Below are 18523 nucleotides of genomic sequence, written 5' to 3'. Positions count from 1 at the left end.
AGCTGGTTAATGCAATTCAAATCTTCAAACGCCACTTTCAGACGTTGGATCATGCTTTCTTCGCCTTTGCGTAGCCATACGCGGGGGTCGTAGTATTTTTTGTTTGGCGAATCGGGGCCATTTGGGTTACCCAATTGCGTTTGCAGGAAGCCTTCGTTTTCTTTGTAATATTTCAGAAGACCTTCCCAGGTTGACCATTGCATATCAGTGTCAATGTTCATTTTGATAGCGCTTGCCCGTCCGCGACGCCCTGGAAGTGTTAAGTGGAAAATGGAAGCTGCAGATCATCATTTCCCTGCTCTTCGGCAACAAACGCTTTTCTCAAATCGCCAAAGAGATTCCCGGGATCACGGATAAAATGTTATCAAAGGAATTACGTGATCTGGAAGCTAACTGCCTGGTAAAAAGGACAGTTTATGATTCAATTCCGGTGGTTGTGGAATATACATTGACCGAATACGGGCATACATTGAAGCCGGCAATTGAGGTGTTAAGGAAGTGGGGAATGGCGCATAGGGAGCGGATAATGAATTTGTAGAAACGATTGAATGATTTATGTATTCCGACTACTTATTAAATGATAAATGGGTGAATCCGAATTTCGTATAATAAAACATTTCCACCGGAGAATCATTGCAACAGACCATATTAAGCTTTCAATGTAAAATTGTGTCGTCACAAATTTATGTCGAAAGTTAATGAATATTAAAAGCACTTTGGTTTGGTTACTGCTTGTCATTTCATTGAGCAGCCAGTGTTGGGCGTTGAGTCTAGAGGAGAGCCAAAAATTGCTATTTAAGAATGAGATAGTAATTGGAGGGTATTTACAAATGTTGAATGTAAAGAGCTCGGAGAATAAGTATAGTGTAAGGCTTCATCTTGATGTAGATGAATCATTCGGAACATTCGAAGACACGAGTGTAAATGTAAAAATCATACGGAAGCGTGATCAAGTTGAAATTAGGTCGTTAAATCTTAACAAAACAGACTTTCACAACGAGCGTACTGAGGTTGATATTTGCAATAATGTGATAGAGAAAACTGTTCGTTACATCAATTTTGAAACAGAAATAATCGTTGATGCTTCTGACTATTCTGATTCTGATGGCTATTATCTTTTATGGACCAATTGTTGTCGTCAAGTCAATATATTTACAATAGAAAATCCGGGTGCATCTGTGCTGACGCTGAAAACCTCATTTCCTGCTCTTTATTTTTCGTCCCTACCATTCATCAACTCGACACCGACAATTGACGACATAAAGGAATTTCTAGTTTGTGAGAATGTGGCTTATGAAGATCAGATATTCGCTAGTGATCCAGACGGTGACAAATTAAGGTTTTCTCTTGTTACTCCCCTTGACGAATTGTCCCCCAATAAGCAAGTAAAATGGATCAATGGGTTTGATTTGCAAAATGCCGTTCCTGGCACTCCACCCCTCAGCATTGATGAAGAGACAGGCCGGATACTGGTAAAGCCTCTGGGAGGCTTATATTTTTTTGCTGTCAAGGTTGAGGAGTTCCGTAGTGGAAAAAAGATTGGTGAAGTAATAAGGGAATTTTCTTTGAATCCATCGGCTTGTGTAGATAAAAAAATATATTCCAACGACACGCCTGTATCCGAAGTATATTTATGCGACGGTGAGTCAATTTTATTAGCTACTAAACTAATTGGTGATTGGACTTATCAGTGGGTCAGGGACGGTCAGAAAATCGTTGGAGCCACAGGTTCTAGCTTCAAGGTGGACAAGCCAGGAGAATATTGGGTTAACGCTTTCCATCCATTCCGCTGCATTGAACCGACAAAGTTGAAGACCGTTATAATTAAACGAATGGAGGGGAAGTTTAAGTTGGTGGTTAGCGGGAACATAGATTCTTGTATGCAGGCAAATGAAGTTACTCTTTTTGCACCCAGGAACAACCAGTATACGTATAAATGGTACAATGGCAATAACTTGTTAATAGACAATGATGATTCTTTAATTGTAACCGAGCCGGGTAAATACAGAGCTGTCATTGAAGTTGTTGGAAAGTGCAATATGCTTTCTGATGTTATTGATTTCTCAAAAAAAACTGCTAAACCTCTGGTCCTAGAGACAAGCGGAAAGAATGTTCTTTGCCCTGGAGATTCGATGGAGATCAGGGTAATTGAAATCAAGAGTTTAAACTACAAGTGGTTTGTTGATGGAAAGCAACTCAGCGGACACGAGTCTTCTAGATTTGTTAAAGAAGCTGGAAAGTATTTCGTACAAGCAGAAGAGGCTGGATGCACACGGACATCCAATGAAATTGCAATTGCACATTCAGATAGCCCGATTTTAACGTTTGATGCAATAAATCCTAAGTGTGTTGATGACCAGCAACCTATTTTACTGGAAGCCAGCCCAATCGGAGGTAAATTTTATGGTCCAGGGGTTGTAAATACCGCCTTTTTTCCAAATCTCGCAGGTGTTGGCACCCATGAAATCAGTTATACTGTTGAACGTGGAGGAAATTGTCCCAACCTCACATTGAAACAATTAGTTACCGTCAATGATATTCCTAAACCTTACATTCCAAGGGAAATATGTGTTGACAGGAATGTGAGTACTCTTATTGAAATACAAAATTCTAATAATTATTCATTTAGCTGGAATCCTGTAGACGGCTTAGATGATCCTGCAAGCTCGTCGCCAAAGATCAACATTGCATCTAATAGGGAATATGATATTACTATAACTAACGAAACTGGCTGTGCCGCCAAAAGTAAAATCGTAGTAAAAATTTGCAACAAAATTTACATTCCAGGGGCATTTACACCTAACGATGATGGTATTAATGAATTTTGGGAAATTAAGGGAATAGAATCGTACCCAAATGCAGAAGTATCAATTTTTAACAGATGGGGAACCGTTATATTCTTTTCAAAGGGATATAAAAAGCCTTTTGATGGTACGTCTCAAATGTCAGGAATTTACGAGTACAAGATAAAGCTAGCAGATAATTTACCAGTCCAAACTGGGGCGTTGCTACTAATAAAATAGTAGCCCACAAAAAAAGCAACCCTCACAGGTTGCTTTTCAATTCCATCAAAACTCAGCTAAAAAATTACCCCAGCTGATTAATGCAATTCAAATCTTCAAACGCCACTTTCAGACGTTGGATCATGCTTTCTTCGCCTTTGCGTAGCCATACGCGGGGGTCGTAGTATTTTTTGTTTGGCGAATCGGGGCCATTTGGGTTACCCAATTGCGTTTGCAGGAAGCCTTCGTTTTCTTTGTAATATTTCAGAAGACCTTCCCAGGTTGACCATTGCATATCTGTGCCAATGTTCATTTTAATAGCGCTTGTCCGTCCGCGATGTGTTGGGAACTTTTAAGCGGCAAATAGAAGCTGCAGATCATCATTTCCCTGCTCTTTGGCAACAAACGCTTTTCCCAAATCGCCAAAGAGATCCCCGGGATTACCGATAAAATGTTATCAAAGGAATTACGTGACCGGGAAGCTAATTGTCTTGTAAAAAGGACAGTTTATGATTCAATCCCGGTGGTTGTGGAATATACATTAACCGAGTATGGGCATACGTTGAAGCCGGTTATCGAAGTGCTGCGAACTTGGGGATTAGCGCATCGGAATCGCATTATTATGAGTTTGTAGGGTATTTGGCCCGGTGCTAAGAGTTAACTGTAACACTTAGTTTTAGTTTTTTGTTAAAACAGTGATTTCGCTGATATGGATCGCATAGTAATTGAAGTCGAAGACGGCATAGCAAGAAAGTGGCGGAATACTGATCCTCAGCTACGTCATGAAATTTCTTGAAATTAGATTATTTTCTAAATGTGATTTTTGAAAAGAAGCTTGAAGATATCTGGCTATTTTTTGAAAATTTGCGGATGAAGTCAGAAGGAAGAGGTTTTAACGACGACATATTAGAACAAATCCTTAATGAAAAATAGATTGTCATGATACGAACACACTTATAAGTGCCTCATTATCTCCTCGCTCTACCAATGCGGCAGCAATAAAGCGAGCATTGTATCTAGGGGTTTTAATTTATTCATATTCGACTTGGAGTGAATTTTTGAAGGTTCTTTTCCACACGAAATTCAACAAATATTTCATTATAACTGAACGAGAGGAATTTGCTGACAAGTTTGTCACCGTTTTTCTGCACCAAACCGTAGCGATCGTTTTGGATTGCAGGGATCCAAAAGACAATATTTTTTTGAACTAGCCGTGTCAACTAATTCGTCATAACTGGTTATCTAGATTTTTTAGTACTTCATCCTTTTCAAGGTATTCCAATTATCAATAAGGCTGATTTTTTGCGGGAGTTTTGATTCTACTATGTTTCATTTGAAACAATCCCTCCTGCCTTGCCAGTTGGAAGTTTATCGAACACCTCGTGATTTAAGAAAACTTGTTTCCGCTGAATAATTTGAATCCACCTTCTAATAATTGAAATCGTTTCCATCAGTGTAAACAGGGGACATTAGCATCCTAACTTAAGATTGGATTGCGATGTTTAGTAATAAATTCCGAATTGTCACTTATACATTTTTTTTGTTTTTATCTCAGGCTAATGTTCTTGGGAATAACATCATCGGCGGGTATTTACAGATTAAAAATAGCTTCACTATAGTCGACTATACCATCTCTTTAAATCTTCATGTGTATGAGTCAAATGGCCTGATTCTAGCAAACGAAGTGAAAGTAAGGATGATAAGAAAGTCAGACGGTAAAGAAGTAGAGTCTTTCAAGCTTCAAAAAAAATCTAGTAAAAAGAAGGTTTATAAGCAAGCGACGTGTATTGGTGAATCGGGCTACCATACCTGGTATGTAGATTATGAGGCCCATGTTAAAATGTATCCGCCATCTTATTCTGATCCTGAAGGCTATTATATTGAATGGATAGACTGCTGCCGTCAGGAGGCAATAGGAAATCTTCAAAGCCCTGAGCTTCACTCCACAACACTTAGAACCCTGTTTCCGCCAATCATGTACTTGAATTATCCTTTTTTCAATTCAACACCTACAATTGGCGCGCTGCCCAAACTTTTGATTTGCAAGAACGAGAGATTTGAATATAAAGTGGAAGCGAGTGATTTAGAGGGTGATAAACTTAGGTTCTCCTTAGTTGATCCGTTAGGATATCATTTAAGATCAGGCGCTCCTTTAAATTGGGAGAATGGGTATAATGCAACCAATGCCATAATGGGAAATCCAAAACTTTCAATTGATCCTAAAACCGGACTGATTTCCGTCTTTCCAAAAACTATTGGGCTATTTGTCTTCGCAGTTTGCGTAGAGGAGCTTAGGGATGGTCGACGAATTGGTGAAGCTGTAAGGGAATATCTGTTGGAAGTAATCGATTGCGCAGCTACGTCCGATGCTGATGAAAATGTTTATTTGGACGATAAGCCTGTAACTAGCACCACAATCTGTAGTGGAAGTTCAGTCGTGCTAAATGCTAAAACAACGCTGGACGGTCAGTGCCAATGGATGTTAAATGGCGTGGATATTCCGGGTGCAACAGATCGCAATCTAAAAGTTACTAAGGAGGGAGAATATGAATTTAAAGTATTTAACGTTGGACCGTGCGCTAAAACAATTGAATCGACAAAAGCTTATGTCGCAGAGACCAACTCGTCATTCAAACTAGAAAAACACAGCACATCAACTTCCTGCGAACAAGCTAACGAAACGGTTCTTGTAGGACCGAAAAATCTGCACTATTCTTATATTTGGTTTAGAGACAACAGCTTACTTGCTAATAATAGTAATTCTTTGACAGTTTCTGAGCCCGGTAATTACTGGGCGGTTGTTGAATCATCGACATGTAAGCTGCTCTCAGATACAATTGAAATAGAGCAATCTTCCAATCCGAATGTAAAAGTTGAATTTGAACCTGTTCTGCATGATTGTGACAATGGAAACGCACGGATTACATTGGTTGGCAGGCCTGCGGGAGGGATATTTCAGGGCGCGGGTGTGGTAAATAATTTGTTTGATCCGAACCAGGCAGGCATAGGATTGCATGAACTTACTTATTCCATTTTATCACCGTCGCCATGTCCGAATGTCACTGCCAGACAAACAGTTGCAGTTTTAGATTGCAGCAAACTATCCATTCCAGATGCCTTTACGCCCAATCAGGATGGCATTAATGATAGATGGGAATTGATTGGCATTGACAAATATCCGGACGCAGAAGTGACAATTTTTAACCGTTGGGGCAATGTGATCTTTCACTCAAAAGGCTATGCTAAACCATTCGATGGCGCTTCCAATCAAGTGGGCGTGTATCATTATAAAATAAAACTTAATGAAGTGCTTCCGCCCAGAAGCGGACCTTTGATGCTGATTCGTTAGCAAGAATCAAGCGTTGAGAATTGTAACAAAAAAAGCAACCCTCACAGGTTGCTTTTCAATTCCATCAAAACTCAGCTAAAAAATTACCCTAGCTGATTAATGCAATTCAAATCTTCAAACGCCACTTTCAGGCGTTGGATCATGCTTTCTTCGCCTTTGCGTAGCCATACGCGGGGGTCGTAGTATTTTTTGTTTGGCGAATCGGGGCCATTTGGGTTACCTAATTGCGTTTGCAGGAAGCCTTCGTTTTCTTTGTAATATTTCAGAAGACCTTCCCAGGTTGACCATTGCATATCAGTGTCGATGTTCATTTTGATCGCACCATATTCGATGGCTTCGCGGATTTCTTCGCGGGAAGAACCTGATCCTCCGTGGAATACGAAGTTTACAGGCAATTCTGCAGTTCCGAATTTCTCCTGGATAAATTGCTGTGAGTTGCGAAGGATTTTCGGCTCCAATTTCACGTTTCCTGGTTTGTAAACGCCATGAACATTTCCGAATGCTGCTGCAATGGTGAAGTTTGGAGAGATTTTAGAAAGCTCTTCGTAAGCGTAAGCAACCTCTTCTGGCTGTGTATAAAGTTTCGAGCTATCCACGTCGCTGTTATCTACGCCGTCTTCTTCGCCGCCTGTTACACCCAGTTCGATTTCAAGTGTCATGCCGATTTTGGCCATGCGCTCGAAGTATTTTGCTGAAATTTCAATGTTCTCTTCAATCGGTTCTTCCGAAAGGTCCAGCATGTGTGAGCTGTACAATGGAATGCCGTGCTGGTCGAAATGACGTTCGCCTGCGTCCAGAAGACCGTCGATCCATGGAAGCAATTTTTTGGCGCAGTGGTCGGTGTGCAAAATTACGGGAACGCCGTAAAGTGCTGCCATTTGGTGCACGTGCATTGCACCGGAAATTCCACCTGCGATCGCAGCCTGCTGATTGGTGTTGGAAAGACTTTTTCCAGCATAAAATATTGCACCGCCATTCGAAAATTGAATGATAACGGGGCTGTTAACCGCTTTGGCAGTTTCCAGAACTGCATTTACTGAGTTGGTTCCTACCACGTTAACCGCCGGGAGGGCATAGTTATTTTGGTTGGCGTGGCGGAAAATTTCGCTAACTCTGTCACCGGTTACAACACCGGGCGCAAAGCGTTTTGTGGTTTCGCTCATAGTAATAAAGAATATTTTTTCAAGAATAAATTTTACAATTCAGATATAAAAAATGAACTGCGCGGGAATCCCTGCAAGTTAGGTATTTTACAGAATTTGGAGGAAATATGCGCGGTATATTATGCTTTGTGACGAAGATTAATCTATGTATAATCGTTTTGGCGCAATCTGCGTATCTTTGAAAATGTTGAAATGGCAGACAATGTGCTGCATGATTGTGATACGAAAGATTGATTGATGAATTCCAAACTGACCAGGACGATCCTGATTGCCCTCGCACTGGGCTTTTTTGTAATGTGGGTCCTCGAATTCCGCAGGACCACCATGTTTGAAAGTTACTGGCTGCTTTTGCTGGCCATTATGTGCTTGCTAATGTTCCAGTTCAGCAGGTTAAAGGCTTCATTATTAGCTAAAAAAGAAATTGAAATGAATGCGAATAAGAAGAAGGAAAAGCCGGTTAAAATTTCGAAAAAATGAGCATGCTATTCCTGAGCCTGACGGTTGTTTTTTTTATCCTGGCGGGTTATTACGGGGCTGTGCGCTCTGTTTTGCTGGATGTTTCAATCGACCGTTATTCGTTGCGCCACGAAAAATCCGAAGAGGTTTACGAAACATTATACTGGCGCCGGATATTGCGCATGATCCGGTTATTAACCGTTGCATTGGGCTGTTTCTGGGCCATAGCGGCATTTTATCCGGTTCTTTTGGTCGATCTTGGCGTTCATGAAGGCGCATTGATTGCCGGCATGTTCGCTGTTTTGATCGTGGTCTGGATGGCGAGTTATTCCAGTTGGGTGAAAATCGGACGTGCATTTCCGAAGGCGCTGGACCTTACGGCGTTCCCTGTCCGCGTTGCAGAATGGTTCATCACGCCGCTTTACTGGGTTGTGGAGCCGTTTGTTAAGGAGAATATTCTGTCGCCATCATTGCGCGACGATGCCGCTTCTGCCGACGATCCGGATTTTGACGATCATAGCATTGAAGAACGAATGTTTATCAATGCGTTGGATTTCAAAGACTTGCGGATTCGCGATTGCATGATCCCGCGGACTGAAATTTCGGCGGTGAATGTCAACGCGAGCATTGAAGACCTGCGGACTGCTTTTTTGACTAGCGGTCACTCCAAAATCATCGTGCACCGTGAATCGGTGGATGAAGTTTTGGGTTACTGCCACGCATTGTCTCTTTTCAAGAAACCAAAAGAGATCAGCAACATTATCACGCCCATTCTGATCGTGCCGGAAGCAATGCCTGCGAGCGACCTTATGCTGCGGTTTTTGGAAGAAAGAAGAAGTCTGGCTTTGGTGGTGGATGAGTTTGGGGGAACTTCGGGATTAGTGAGTGTGGAAGATGTGGTGGAGCAGATTTTTGGGGAAATTCAGGATGAATATGACTCCACGGAAGACTGGACGGAGCGCAAACTGGACGATGACAGCTACATTCTCAGCGCACGCCACGAACTCGATTATCTGAACGAAAAATACGGCTGGGAGCTTCCCGAAGGCGATTACGACACACTAGCAGGTATGTTAATTGACAATTTTGGCGACTTACCCGAAGTGAACGAAACCGTAAGCATTCCGCCCTACGCATTCCAGGTGGTTTCCATGCAGGACACGCGCATTGAGCTCGTCAGATTGACCATTGAAGAAAGGGAAAAGAAGAGCGAGAAAAGTTAACAGATTCCAAAAGGCAATTGATCCATATTCATGAAAGTAAAGACATTACGGCGCATCCTTTTACCGGCATTATTTGTATTACCAAACATAATATTTGCGCAAAAGTCCGATTTTAAGAGTCAGCTGGAAAGCATTACGAAGCAGATTGACGGCATAGCGGGTGTTGCTGTTAAGGATTTGGGAGGGAGCGAAACATTGCTTTTAAATGCAGATCACAAGTTCCCCATGCTCAGCTCTTTCAAATTTCCTATCGCGATGGCGGTTTTGGATCAGGTGGATAAAGGGAAATTAGCATTGGATCAAAAGTATCACCTTACGAAAGAGGACGTTCAACTGAAAACTTACAGCCCGCTGCGCGACAAATTTCCGGATGGAAATGTCGATCTTACCATTGCAGATTTGCTGGCCAGCATGGTTTCGTTGAGTGATAACATTGCCTGCGACATTCTTTTCAAACTGGCCGGCGGCACAAAACCCGTTCAGGATTATGTGCATAGTTTAGGCGTAAAAGACATTGCGATTGTTGCCAACGAGGAGCAGATGGGGCAGGATTGGAATGTGCAATATACTAACTGGTGCAAGCCCGGAGCAATGCTGCAACTGCTCGATATTTTTTACAAAGGGATAAATCTTTCCAAATCCAGCCATGATTTTTTATCAAAGATCATGATCGATGGCCCCACTGGCATCAACCGGATTAAAGGTCAATTGCCGAAAGAAGCCGTTGTGGCGCATAAAACAGGCACTTCGGGTACGAACGATAAGGGCGTGATGGCGGCTGTTAATGATGTCGGCATTGTGAAAATGGCCAATGGAAAGAGCTTCGCTATCGTACTGTTTATGTCAAATTCCACAGCCGAGCTGAAAGCGATCGAATCGGTTATGGCGCAGATTTCGAAGGCGGCATATGAACATTATGCGGCTAAATAGAAGGTTTTCCAACCGCCTTCATCATTCTAAGTTTTTGAAAAGTGCAGATATCAGTTGAGAAAATAGGTAAAAAATTTGTCAAGGAATGGATTGTCCGTAATGCTACATTTGAGCTGGCAGCTGGGCAGCAATACACATTTGTAGGCCCCAACGGCAGCGGAAAATCGACTTTATTGCAATTGCTGACGGGCATTGTCCCCGTTTCCGAGGGCACGATCAGATACATTGATCAATCGGGAAAGGAAATCGAAGTCGACCATTGGTACAAACATCTGGTGATCGCTGCGCCTTATCTCGAACTGATCGAGGAGTTTACATTGCGCGAGCTGATCCAGTTTCACAGCAGATTCAAGGCATTTAAAAACGGCATTTCATTCAAAGATTTTGAAGATTTTATACAATTGCCGCATGCGAGCGGGAAGACGCTCCGGCACTTTTCCTCGGGTATGAAACAGCGTGTGAAGCTGGGTCTGGCTTTTATGTCAGATGTTCCCGTCATTTTTCTCGATGAACCTACGACCAATCTGGATGTCCCGGGCATCAATTGGTATCTCGATCACGTCGTGCATCACACACAAAATCAGCTCGTTCTGCTGGGCTCGAATGTGAAGCAGGAATATGAATTTTGTGAAAATATCATTTCAGTTTCTGCGTTCAAATAAAAACACAGCAGAGCCATATATGCGGAGAAATTTACGTCCAGTCGTCTTAATTTTCTTGTTTTTAACCTGCATTATAGGCAACTGCCTGGCTGCCGGAATGCATTTTATTGAAAACCGCGGCCAGTGGGAATCCGACATTTTGTTCCGCACCGAAATCCCCGGCGGCTTCCTGTTTCTGAAAAAACAATCACTCGTTTACGTACTATATGATGCCGCCCAGGTTTCCGCCAATCATGGAAAAAAGCCTGTGGCTTTAAATGGTGCGCGCGAAGTTGAAAAATCCATTGCCGCGCATGGTGTAGAAGTGCAGTTTATGGGCGCTTCTGCAAATGTCAAATATGCGGCTAATGCACCCATTGAGACGGGTTTCAATTATTTTTTGGGCAAAGAAGAGGCGCATTGGGCGGGTAATGTGAAGGGTTTTCAGGAGGTGATTTATAAAAATATTTATGAGGGGATTGATATGCGTGTTTACCTGCATCAATTCAAACTCAAATATGAATTCATCGTGCATCCGCAGGCTGATCCGTCGCAAATCCGAATGAAATACAATGGTGCTGAGCAGGTTTCCGTGAACGAAACGGGCCAGATTGTTGTCAAAACGAGCATCGGGCAGTTTAAAGAAGCGGAACCCTATTCCTTTCAGCAGGTTAATGCGCGGACAACTGAAGTTTCCTCGAAATTTCTTTTGTCAGCCGATAATGTGGTCACATTCAGCATTCCCAAAGCTTATAATAAATCTGAAAAGCTCACTATTGATCCGGAATTGATCTTTTCCACTTATTCAGGCTCCGTTGCGGACAACTGGGGACATACGGCGACGTATGATGATGAAGGAAATTTGTATTCCGGCGGGACAGTTTTTGGGGCCAATTTTCCGGCGACAGTCGGTGCTTTTCAAACCAAATTTGAAGGGTTAGTAGACGTTTCCATCATGAAATTCACGCCGGACGGCAGCAAACTCATTTACGCAACATTCCTCGGCGGGAGCCAGACCGACATTCCAAGCAGCCTGATTGTCAACAGCAAAAAGGAATTGCTGATCTTAGGCACAACATCTTCCAAGAACTTTCCAACGAGAACGGGCGCATTTCAAACCACATTTGGCGGCGGAACAAAGGTTATCCCCATTTCCGGGCTGGATCTTGATAACGGCAGCGACATCTTTGTCGCTAAAATGAGCGCCGACGGCAAACAATTGGCAGCCTCCACCTTCGCAGGCGGCAGCGGGAACGACGGCGTAAGCATGAGCGACCTGGCAACAATCCGCAATTACGGCGACGCATTCAGAGGTGAGATCGGCATTGATAGGGAAGATAATGTCTTTATCGTATCCTCAACCAATTCGGCCAATTTTCCCCTGAAAAATCCTGTGCAGGATAAATTCGTAGGGGTGCAGGATGGGGTTGTTTTAAAGTTTAATGCGGGGCTAAATAATTTGCTATGGGGCACATTTGTAGGGGGAAACGAGTGGGATGCCGCTTATTCGCTGAAAGTTTCGGCCGCTGGCGACATTTACGTAGCCGGAATCACCCAAAGCAAGAATCTGCCGACCACAGCGTCCTCCTATCAAAAAGCATTGAACGGAACAGAAGATGGATTTGTAGCGCGTTATGTTAACGACAAATTGGCGGGCACCACTTACCTGGGCACCGCGAACCAGGATGGCGCTTATTTGCTGGATCTGGATGCGGCTAACAATGTGTATGTCTATGGACTAACGAATGGTCCTTATCCGGTGAGTAAGGGAGTTTATCAAAATGCGAAGAGCGGTCAATTTGTACATGCGCTGGACGGCGCGTTGTCCAAAACCATTTTTTCAACGGTTATAGGATCGGGAAGAGGCGTTCCAGACATTTCACCGACTGCATTTTTGGTGAGCGAATGTGGCAACATTTACCTGGCAGGCTGGGGCGGCAATGTGAATTCGTCCACCGGCAATAATGTAAACAGCACAACCAATAATATGGTCGTTACCGACGACGCGATCCAGTCATTGACCAACGGAAATAACTTTTACATTGCCATTCTTGAACAAAACGCAAAATCGCTGCTATATGCCACTTATTTTGGCAGCCGCGACCGTTCGGGCCAGGTTCAAGGCGATCATGTGGATGGCGGAACGAGCCGGTTTGATAAAAACGGGACGATCTATCATGCAACCTGCGCGTGCGGCGGAAGCGGTTTTCCGGCAACGCCTCAGGCCTGGTCAAAGACAAACAACAGCGAAAATTGTAACAACGCAGCATTCAAAATAGACATTGACCGACTGAAAGCTGACTTCGACGTTTATTCCGGAAGCACCAAAGACGTGCTGCGCGGCTGCGCGCCATTGTCCTTATCTTTTGTAAACACAAGCGAAGGCGGCGTGGATTACATCTGGGATGTCGGCGGAAGCACGTTTTCACGCGAAGAGAATCAATCGGAATATACATTTACAAAACCTGGCGAATACACTGTCACATTAAAGGCTTACAATCGGCTGAGTTGCAAGCGCGTGGACGTTGCGCAAAAGAAGATCATCGTTGAAACGCTGAATAGCAAGATTAAGGCGGATACCACGGTTTGTGAAAACACGAAGTTACAACTCTGGGCTTCTGGGGGGACACAATATAAATGGTCACCGGCAACCGGAATGGACAATGAATCGATAGCTATGCCGCTCGTAACGATCCGGGAAGACGCCGAATTTTCCGTTGAAATAAGCAATGCAAGCGGCTGTAAGGTGACCGAGAAAATGAAGGTTTCGGTTGATAAGAAGACAGATTTCGTTGATATGCCGGATGTGGAAGTTTGTGCAGGAGCGACGGTTGTGCTGAGTGTTTCGGGCGATGGGACGAAATATCGCTGGCTGGCAACAGAGGGCTTGGAAGAAACTATTGGAAAAACGGTCACGGTGAAGCCGCAAAAAACAACCACTTACACCATTGAAGGCACTTATGCGGACGGTTGCAGTCCGGTGCGCGAGATTACGGTAAAGGTGGATAGGGCGCATGAGCCTATTTTTGAAATAAATCAGTCTGGTGGGGCTTGTAATGCACCTTTCAGCTATTCGCTGTCCAATCAAACTAAAAATGCGCAGCGATACGAATGGAACCTGGGAACGGGCAACACCATCACGGATCCGGAGATTAATGAATATATTTACGAAACGCCGGGTGAATACACAGTCACATTAACTGCCTATAACAGTGCGGGATGCGCATTGACGGCATCAAAAAAAATAACTGCATCGCCGCCATTTACATTAGCTAATGTGATCACGCCGAATGGGGATGGCAAGAATGATCTGTTCATCGTGCCCGTTTTGCCGGCTTCGCTTGAAGTGTTTAACCGCTGGGGGAAATCGGTTTACAAGACGGCAGATTATAAAAATGATTGGGGAAAAGGCATTGGTAACGGGACCTATTTTTACGTTGTGGACACGCCGCAGGGCAACCATTGCAAAGGCTGGGTAGAAGTTCTGGAATAATAACCTTACACTTAAACACATAACGAACATGAAAAAAGTAATGATGCTCATGCTGTTCGCCTTCGGCGCGTTGACCGCAGAAGCGCAAACCGAAAACCATTTTGGCAAGGAAATTACCGAGAGCAAGGCCATTAAAGCCAGCACTTTGCCCAAGCAAATGGGTGATAAAAAAGAAATGGCAGCGAAGGTCAGCGGCGAGGTGGAGTCTGTTTGTCAGGTTAAAGGCTGCTGGATGACGGTGAAGCTGGATAATGGTGAAACAATGCGTGTAATGTTCAAGGATTACGGATTTTTTGTTCCAAAAGACATAACGGGCAAAACGGTCGTTTTCGAGGGACAGGCGCAAAAGAAAACGATCCCGGTGGAGCATTTGCAACATTATGCAAAGGACGCCGGCCAGAGTCAGGAAGAGATCGCAAAAATCACCGAGCCGAAGGATGAACTGACCTTTATTGCCGATGGCGTGATCGTGAAATAATTCCGATCATCGAAGTAAGAAACCTGCGAATGGGCACTTTTGAAGATATTCAGAAGCGTCCATTTTCTTTTTATATGAAGTTCAAAACCGCCATAGCCTGCGTTGGGCTGATCCTCTCGTTCCATTTTACATTAGCCCAAACCGCAAAAATAAACTGGTGGAATCCGCAAACAGCAACATTCTCCGTTTTGGAAGGTCAGGCTTGGCCGAAGGAAGTGAAAAATCCTTATGACCGGTTGCCGGCGCGTGCAGAGAAGCAGGTTAGGGAGCAGGTTTGGGGATTGTCCAACCAGTCGGCCGGATTACTGCTGCGATTTCGGGCGAATGCATCGGAAATAAGCATTCGCTATGTCGTGAACGGAAAGCACGCGTTGCCGCACATGCCTGCAACGGGTGTAAGCGGAGTGGATCTTTACGCCATTTCCAGCGACGGCGACTGGCGCTGGTGCGCCGGGAAATATGCCTTTGGCGACACCATAACCTACACATTCAGAGGCTTGGAGCCCAATGATTCCTATCACAAGAGAGGACGGGAATACAGACTTTATCTCCCTTTATATAACAGTGTAAAATGGCTGGAAGTGGGCACTCCGGATGGAACGGAATTCACAGCACTCGCCACCCGGCCAGATAAACCCATCGTCATTTACGGCACATCCATCGCACACGGCGCATGCGCTTCACGCCCGGGAATGGCCTGGACAGCAATTTTGGGCCGAAAGCTGGATCATCCACTCATTAATCTCGGATTCTCCGGAAACGGTCGACTTGAAGAAGAAGTGGTCAACATTGTTTCAGAAATTGATGCCAAGATATTTGTGCTCGATTGTCTCCCCAATCTTACTATAAGGCCAGATTCCAAGCTTGGGCTCACCATTGAAGACGTAAAAAACAGGATCCTTGCCACCACGCGGACACTCCGCAAAAAGCATCCAAAGACGCCCATAGTCCTTGCATCGCACGCCGGTTACACGGATGAAGATATGAACCCGCAAAGCAAGCATTTTTACAGTGAGGTCAATGAAACATTGAAAGAAGCGTTTGCGCAGCTCAAAGCGGAGGGCATTACACAGTTATATATTATTCCAAAAGCTGATTTCGGACAGGATATCGAGACTATGGTGGACGGAACGCATCCTAATGACCTTGGTATGATGCGTTATGCGGAAGGTTACGAGAAGCATTTGCGGCAGATTTTGCATGAATATAAAGGCGAAGCGTCCACAACCCAACCGGTGATTCAAATGCGCGAGCCGAATAATTACGATTGGGAAGCGCGGCACGCGGAGATCTTGGATCTAAACAAAAAGAATCCACCGGCAACTGTCGTTATCGGGAACTCCATTACGCATTTTTGGGGAGGTTTACCGAAAGGTCCACGGGCCAATGGAGCTGATTCCTGGGATAATACTTTTGGTAAAAACGCCCGCAATATGGGCTATGGCTGGGATCGGATAGAGAATGTGCTCTGGCGTATTAACCACGGAGAGCTGCACGGCTATGCTGCCAGGCAGATTTTTGTCAACATTGGCACCAATAACCTGCATTTGAATTCGGATGAGGAAGTTGTGGAAGCCTGGCGAATGCTCATTGACGCAATCAAGTTTCATCAACCCGATGCACAGATCACTATGCTGGGAATTTATCCGAGGCGTCAGCAGGAAGAACGGGTTGCTGTAATCAATGAAAAACTCGCGCAGCTGACCGGAGAAGCCAATGTTAATTTCCTGGACCCGGGAAAAGTGTTTTTACAAAAAGGCGGCAAAATCGACGAATCACTATTTTCCGACGGACTGCATCCGAATGCAAAAGGATATCAAATGCTGGGAGATGCGATCAAGCCCTTTGTTAAATAACAAGGCTCACAAAACAACGCCTATGCCGAACAGAATCACAAATAGCAATGTAGAAAGCGCCATTTGTTTCAAATAGGGATCCAGCTCGCTGGCTTTTTTCAACCTGGAAATTGCCAGGCCATTTTTGATAAATAAAGGAAAGCTAAGCAGGAAAATCAAGCTCGTGTAACCAGAGAAGTGTTCGGCTGTATAAACTGAAACGCAGAGCATTCCAATGACCAGGATCGTCCAGTGATAAGCAATCGCTTTTTCCCGTCCGAGGCGGACGGGAATGGAGTTTTTCCCCGTCGCTTTATCAGATTCAATGTCGCGAATGTTGTTGATATTGAGAACACCAACGGCGAAAAGTCCGCAGCTTGAAGCTGGAAGGAGCAGGCCCCAGTCCCAAACATGCGTGTGCAAATAACTGCTTCCCAGCACACCCACCCATCCAAAAAATATAAGAACCGACAAATCACCAAAACCCACATAGCCATAAGGGCGCTTCCCTGCCGTGTAAGTGATCGCAGCAATAATGCACGCAATACCAATCCCCAGAAAAACCCAGAAAACGTTAGCAGGAGCGCCTTTCAGGGCGATGATCAGAAGCGAAATTCCTGAAATTAGTGCCAGAATTGAAAAAACAATGATGGCTTTCAACATCGTAGAAGCCTGAATGTGCCCGGAATGAACGGCCCTTCTTGGTCCTTCACGTAATTCCGTGTCTTTTCCATTCACAGCATCGCCGTAATCATTGGCGAAATTGGAAAGCACTTGCAGTAAAATTGTTGTCAAAACGCTTAATCCCGCAACAGCCCAGCTGAACCTTCCCGTGGAAGCTGCCAGGAAACAGCCCATTAAGATACATGAAAGTGCAAGAGGCAATGTGCGGGGACGGGCTGCTTCAATCCAGGGGTTCATTGATTAATAAGAGTAGGGTAATGTCAGGCTTGCGTTTTGCGCTCCGCCCAGTCAATAATTTTTTCTGCAAGTTGGAGACCTTCGGTTGAAACACCCGCGCTCAAATTTCCGTCGTAACTCATCGACAAGTGGAGCGTGTCATAAGCGGCCAGAAAATAGGAGAGGATTTTCTTGTCAGTCGTTGATAATTCTTTTTGATACCATTCAACGCTTTTTCTGGTCTTTGTCTTTTTTTCTCCTAAAACACTATCTAATGCCACCAAAACGCCAGCATATGCAGTGTGTCCAGCCATCTTTACGTATTTACGATCCTTGTAAACACCATTTTCCTTAATCGCTTTTTCTCTCAGAATCTCTTTTGCGTTGGAGATGTAGCGCTTAGCTTCGGTAATGTCTTTCATGCTTAATGATGTGTATGTGGTGAAAATATTTCAGGCTGCAACATTTGCAGCCTGAAAGTTAAAAAGCTTTTCTTAAATGCCAACCGCTGTCAGAAACTCTGGGTCAGTCGGAAGGATTTTTGAGGCGAAGAAATTGGTTAGCTCACCTTTCTCATTTATTACATATTTGCAGAAATTCCAGGTTGGAGCTTTGTCGTTCCAGCCGTTTAAATCCTTTGTAGTAAGCCATTTGTAAATAGGCGCCTGATCCTCACCTGTAATAGAAACCTTCTCAAACATGGGAAAAGTTACGCCGTAAGTTGCCGAGCAGAAAGTCGCGATTTCCTCACTTGTGCCTGGCTCCTGGCCACCAAAGTTGTTTGCCGGGAAGCCCAACACAACCACTTTATCTCCGTGCTCCTTGTTGAACTTTTCCCAATCTGCATATTGCTTGGTATAGCCGCATTTGGAAGCAACATTCAGGATCACCACTTTTTTGCCTTTGTATTTGCTCAGGTCAACCGTCTTATTTCCTACCAGAGATTTAACCTTGAAATCATAAAGCGTTTGCTTAGCAACAACGTCATGGGCAGGTCTTGTCGCAATCTCGGACTTATCGGCGAAAAGGCCGGATATTAAACTAGTGATCATA

At 44.2% G+C, this 18523-nt stretch carries 16 protein-coding genes and 2 pseudogenes; 12 read left to right on the top strand and 6 right to left on the bottom strand.

Annotated features, from left to right (window positions below; all coding sequences use genetic code 11):
* Positions 1 to 239, bottom strand: a pseudogene (locus LZG74_RS13555) (class II fructose-bisphosphate aldolase); the annotation flags it as partial.
* Between LZG74_RS13555 and LZG74_RS13550 the strand changes: the two are divergent.
* Positions 233 to 538, top strand: coding sequence for a helix-turn-helix domain-containing protein (locus tag LZG74_RS13550; protein WP_233797101.1), 306 nt, complete (start codon positions 233 to 235; stop codon positions 536 to 538). The pseudogene LZG74_RS13555 and the gene LZG74_RS13550 sit on opposite strands and share 7 nt — an antisense overlap.
* 160 nt (positions 539 to 698) lie before the next feature.
* Positions 699 to 3023: a gliding motility-associated C-terminal domain-containing protein gene (locus LZG74_RS13545; protein ID WP_233797100.1), complete on the top strand. Its 2325-nt coding sequence runs from the start codon at positions 699 to 701 to the stop codon at positions 3021 to 3023.
* Positions 3024 to 3087: 64 nt separating this feature from the next.
* On the opposite strand, the pseudogene LZG74_RS13540 reads toward LZG74_RS13545, so the two are convergent.
* Positions 3088 to 3333 (bottom strand): annotated as a pseudogene (locus LZG74_RS13540) (class II fructose-bisphosphate aldolase); the annotation flags it as partial.
* Positions 3334 to 3372: 39 nt separating this feature from the next.
* Between LZG74_RS13540 and LZG74_RS13535 the strand changes: the two are divergent.
* The 3 genes from LZG74_RS13535 (at position 3373) to LZG74_RS13530 (ending at position 6351) form a co-directional block, all read left to right on the top strand.
* Positions 3373 to 3636 carry a helix-turn-helix domain-containing protein gene (locus tag LZG74_RS13535; protein WP_310589323.1) on the top strand — a complete coding sequence of 88 codons (264 nt, stop codon included), beginning with the start codon at positions 3373 to 3375 and terminating at the stop codon, positions 3634 to 3636.
* A gap of 295 nt (positions 3637 to 3931) precedes the next feature.
* Complete coding sequence (locus LZG74_RS26545; protein ID WP_409014480.1) at positions 3932 to 4213, top strand: PIN domain-containing protein; 282 nt, start codon at positions 3932 to 3934, stop codon at positions 4211 to 4213.
* Between the two features lie 287 nt (positions 4214 to 4500).
* Positions 4501 to 6351 (top strand): gliding motility-associated C-terminal domain-containing protein, encoded by a 1851-nt coding sequence (locus LZG74_RS13530; protein ID WP_233797099.1) that lies wholly within the window; start codon positions 4501 to 4503, stop codon positions 6349 to 6351.
* 83 nt (positions 6352 to 6434) lie between these two features.
* Here the strand turns inward: LZG74_RS13530 and fbaA are convergent, their stop codons facing one another.
* Positions 6435 to 7514, bottom strand: coding sequence for a class II fructose-bisphosphate aldolase (gene fbaA / locus LZG74_RS13525; protein ID WP_233797098.1), 1080 nt, complete (start codon positions 7512 to 7514; stop codon positions 6435 to 6437).
* Positions 7515 to 7751: 237 nt separating this feature from the next.
* Between fbaA and LZG74_RS13520 the strand changes: the two genes are divergently transcribed.
* The 7 genes from LZG74_RS13520 (at position 7752) to LZG74_RS13490 (ending at position 16591) form a co-directional block, all read left to right on the top strand.
* Positions 7752 to 7991, top strand: a complete 240-nt coding sequence (locus LZG74_RS13520) for a hypothetical protein (RefSeq protein ID WP_233797097.1) — start codon at positions 7752 to 7754, stop codon at positions 7989 to 7991.
* Positions 7988 to 9193, top strand: coding sequence for a hemolysin family protein (locus LZG74_RS13515; RefSeq protein WP_233797096.1), 1206 nt, complete (start codon positions 7988 to 7990; stop codon positions 9191 to 9193). The genes LZG74_RS13520 and LZG74_RS13515 overlap by 4 nt, the downstream gene beginning before the upstream one ends.
* A 30-nt stretch (positions 9194 to 9223) precedes the next feature.
* Positions 9224 to 10123, top strand: a complete 900-nt coding sequence (gene bla, locus LZG74_RS13510; protein ID WP_233797095.1) for a class A beta-lactamase, subclass A2 — start codon at positions 9224 to 9226, stop codon at positions 10121 to 10123.
* A 41-nt stretch (positions 10124 to 10164) separates the two neighbouring features.
* Entirely contained in the window at positions 10165 to 10785 is a 621-nt protein-coding gene (locus tag LZG74_RS13505; RefSeq protein WP_233797094.1) for an ATP-binding cassette domain-containing protein, read from the top strand.
* Positions 10786 to 10804: 19 nt separating this feature from the next.
* Complete coding sequence (locus tag LZG74_RS13500; protein ID WP_233797093.1) at positions 10805 to 14257, top strand: PKD domain-containing protein; 3453 nt, start codon at positions 10805 to 10807, stop codon at positions 14255 to 14257.
* A 28-nt stretch (positions 14258 to 14285) separates the two neighbouring features.
* Entirely contained in the window at positions 14286 to 14735 is a 450-nt protein-coding gene (locus LZG74_RS13495; protein ID WP_233797092.1) for a DUF4920 domain-containing protein, read from the top strand.
* 74 nt (positions 14736 to 14809) lie between these two features.
* Positions 14810 to 16591: an SGNH/GDSL hydrolase family protein gene (locus LZG74_RS13490; RefSeq protein WP_233797091.1), complete on the top strand. Its 1782-nt coding sequence runs from the start codon at positions 14810 to 14812 to the stop codon at positions 16589 to 16591.
* A gap of 6 nt (positions 16592 to 16597) precedes the next feature.
* Here the strand turns inward: LZG74_RS13490 and LZG74_RS13485 are convergent, their stop codons facing one another.
* The 3 genes from LZG74_RS13485 to LZG74_RS13475 all read right to left on the bottom strand — a co-directional run bounded on the left by LZG74_RS13485 (position 16598) and on the right by LZG74_RS13475 (position 18522).
* Positions 16598 to 17491, bottom strand: a complete 894-nt coding sequence (locus LZG74_RS13485) for a 1,4-dihydroxy-2-naphthoate polyprenyltransferase (protein WP_233797090.1) — start codon at positions 17489 to 17491, stop codon at positions 16598 to 16600.
* 23 nt (positions 17492 to 17514) lie between these two features.
* A complete protein-coding gene (locus LZG74_RS13480; RefSeq protein WP_233797089.1) occupies positions 17515 to 17892 on the bottom strand; it encodes a DUF5618 family protein in 378 nt (125 codons plus the stop codon).
* A 72-nt stretch (positions 17893 to 17964) separates the two neighbouring features.
* Positions 17965 to 18522, bottom strand: coding sequence for a glutathione peroxidase (locus LZG74_RS13475; protein ID WP_233797088.1), 558 nt, complete (start codon positions 18520 to 18522; stop codon positions 17965 to 17967).
* Position 18523: the final 1 nt, after the last annotated feature.

The sequence above is a fragment of the Dyadobacter sp. CY327 genome (genome assembly GCF_021390415.1).
GTDB classification, from domain to species: domain Bacteria; phylum Bacteroidota; class Bacteroidia; order Cytophagales; family Spirosomataceae; genus Dyadobacter; species Dyadobacter chenhuakuii.
The sequence above is the reverse complement of the archived record's forward strand: the minus strand, read 5'-3'. Positions and strand labels throughout refer to the sequence as shown.

What these genes read in the sequence shown, in the direction of transcription:
- LZG74_RS13530 (WP_233797099.1), top strand. Translation starts at nt 4,501, where the DNA reads ATGTTTAGTAATAAATTCCGAATTGTCACTTATACATTTTTTTTGTTT.
- LZG74_RS13515 (WP_233797096.1), top strand. Translation starts at nt 7,988, where the DNA reads ATGAGCATGCTATTCCTGAGCCTGACGGTTGTTTTTTTTATCCTGGCG.
- LZG74_RS13480 (WP_233797089.1), bottom strand. Translation starts at nt 17,892, where the DNA reads ATGAAAGACATTACCGAAGCTAAGCGCTACATCTCCAACGCAAAAGAG.
- LZG74_RS13495 (WP_233797092.1), top strand. Translation starts at nt 14,286, where the DNA reads ATGAAAAAAGTAATGATGCTCATGCTGTTCGCCTTCGGCGCGTTGACC.
- LZG74_RS13485 (WP_233797090.1), bottom strand. Translation starts at nt 17,491, where the DNA reads ATGAACCCCTGGATTGAAGCAGCCCGTCCCCGCACATTGCCTCTTGCA.
- LZG74_RS13520 (WP_233797097.1), top strand. Translation starts at nt 7,752, where the DNA reads ATGAATTCCAAACTGACCAGGACGATCCTGATTGCCCTCGCACTGGGC.
- LZG74_RS13545 (WP_233797100.1), top strand. Translation starts at nt 699, where the DNA reads ATGAATATTAAAAGCACTTTGGTTTGGTTACTGCTTGTCATTTCATTG.
- LZG74_RS13490 (WP_233797091.1), top strand. Translation starts at nt 14,810, where the DNA reads ATGAAGTTCAAAACCGCCATAGCCTGCGTTGGGCTGATCCTCTCGTTC.
- fbaA (WP_233797098.1), bottom strand. Translation starts at nt 7,514, where the DNA reads ATGAGCGAAACCACAAAACGCTTTGCGCCCGGTGTTGTAACCGGTGAC.
- LZG74_RS13500 (WP_233797093.1), top strand. Translation starts at nt 10,805, where the DNA reads ATGCGGAGAAATTTACGTCCAGTCGTCTTAATTTTCTTGTTTTTAACC.
- LZG74_RS13475 (WP_233797088.1), bottom strand. Translation starts at nt 18,522, where the DNA reads ATGATCACTAGTTTAATATCCGGCCTTTTCGCCGATAAGTCCGAGATT.
- bla (WP_233797095.1), top strand. Translation starts at nt 9,224, where the DNA reads ATGAAAGTAAAGACATTACGGCGCATCCTTTTACCGGCATTATTTGTA.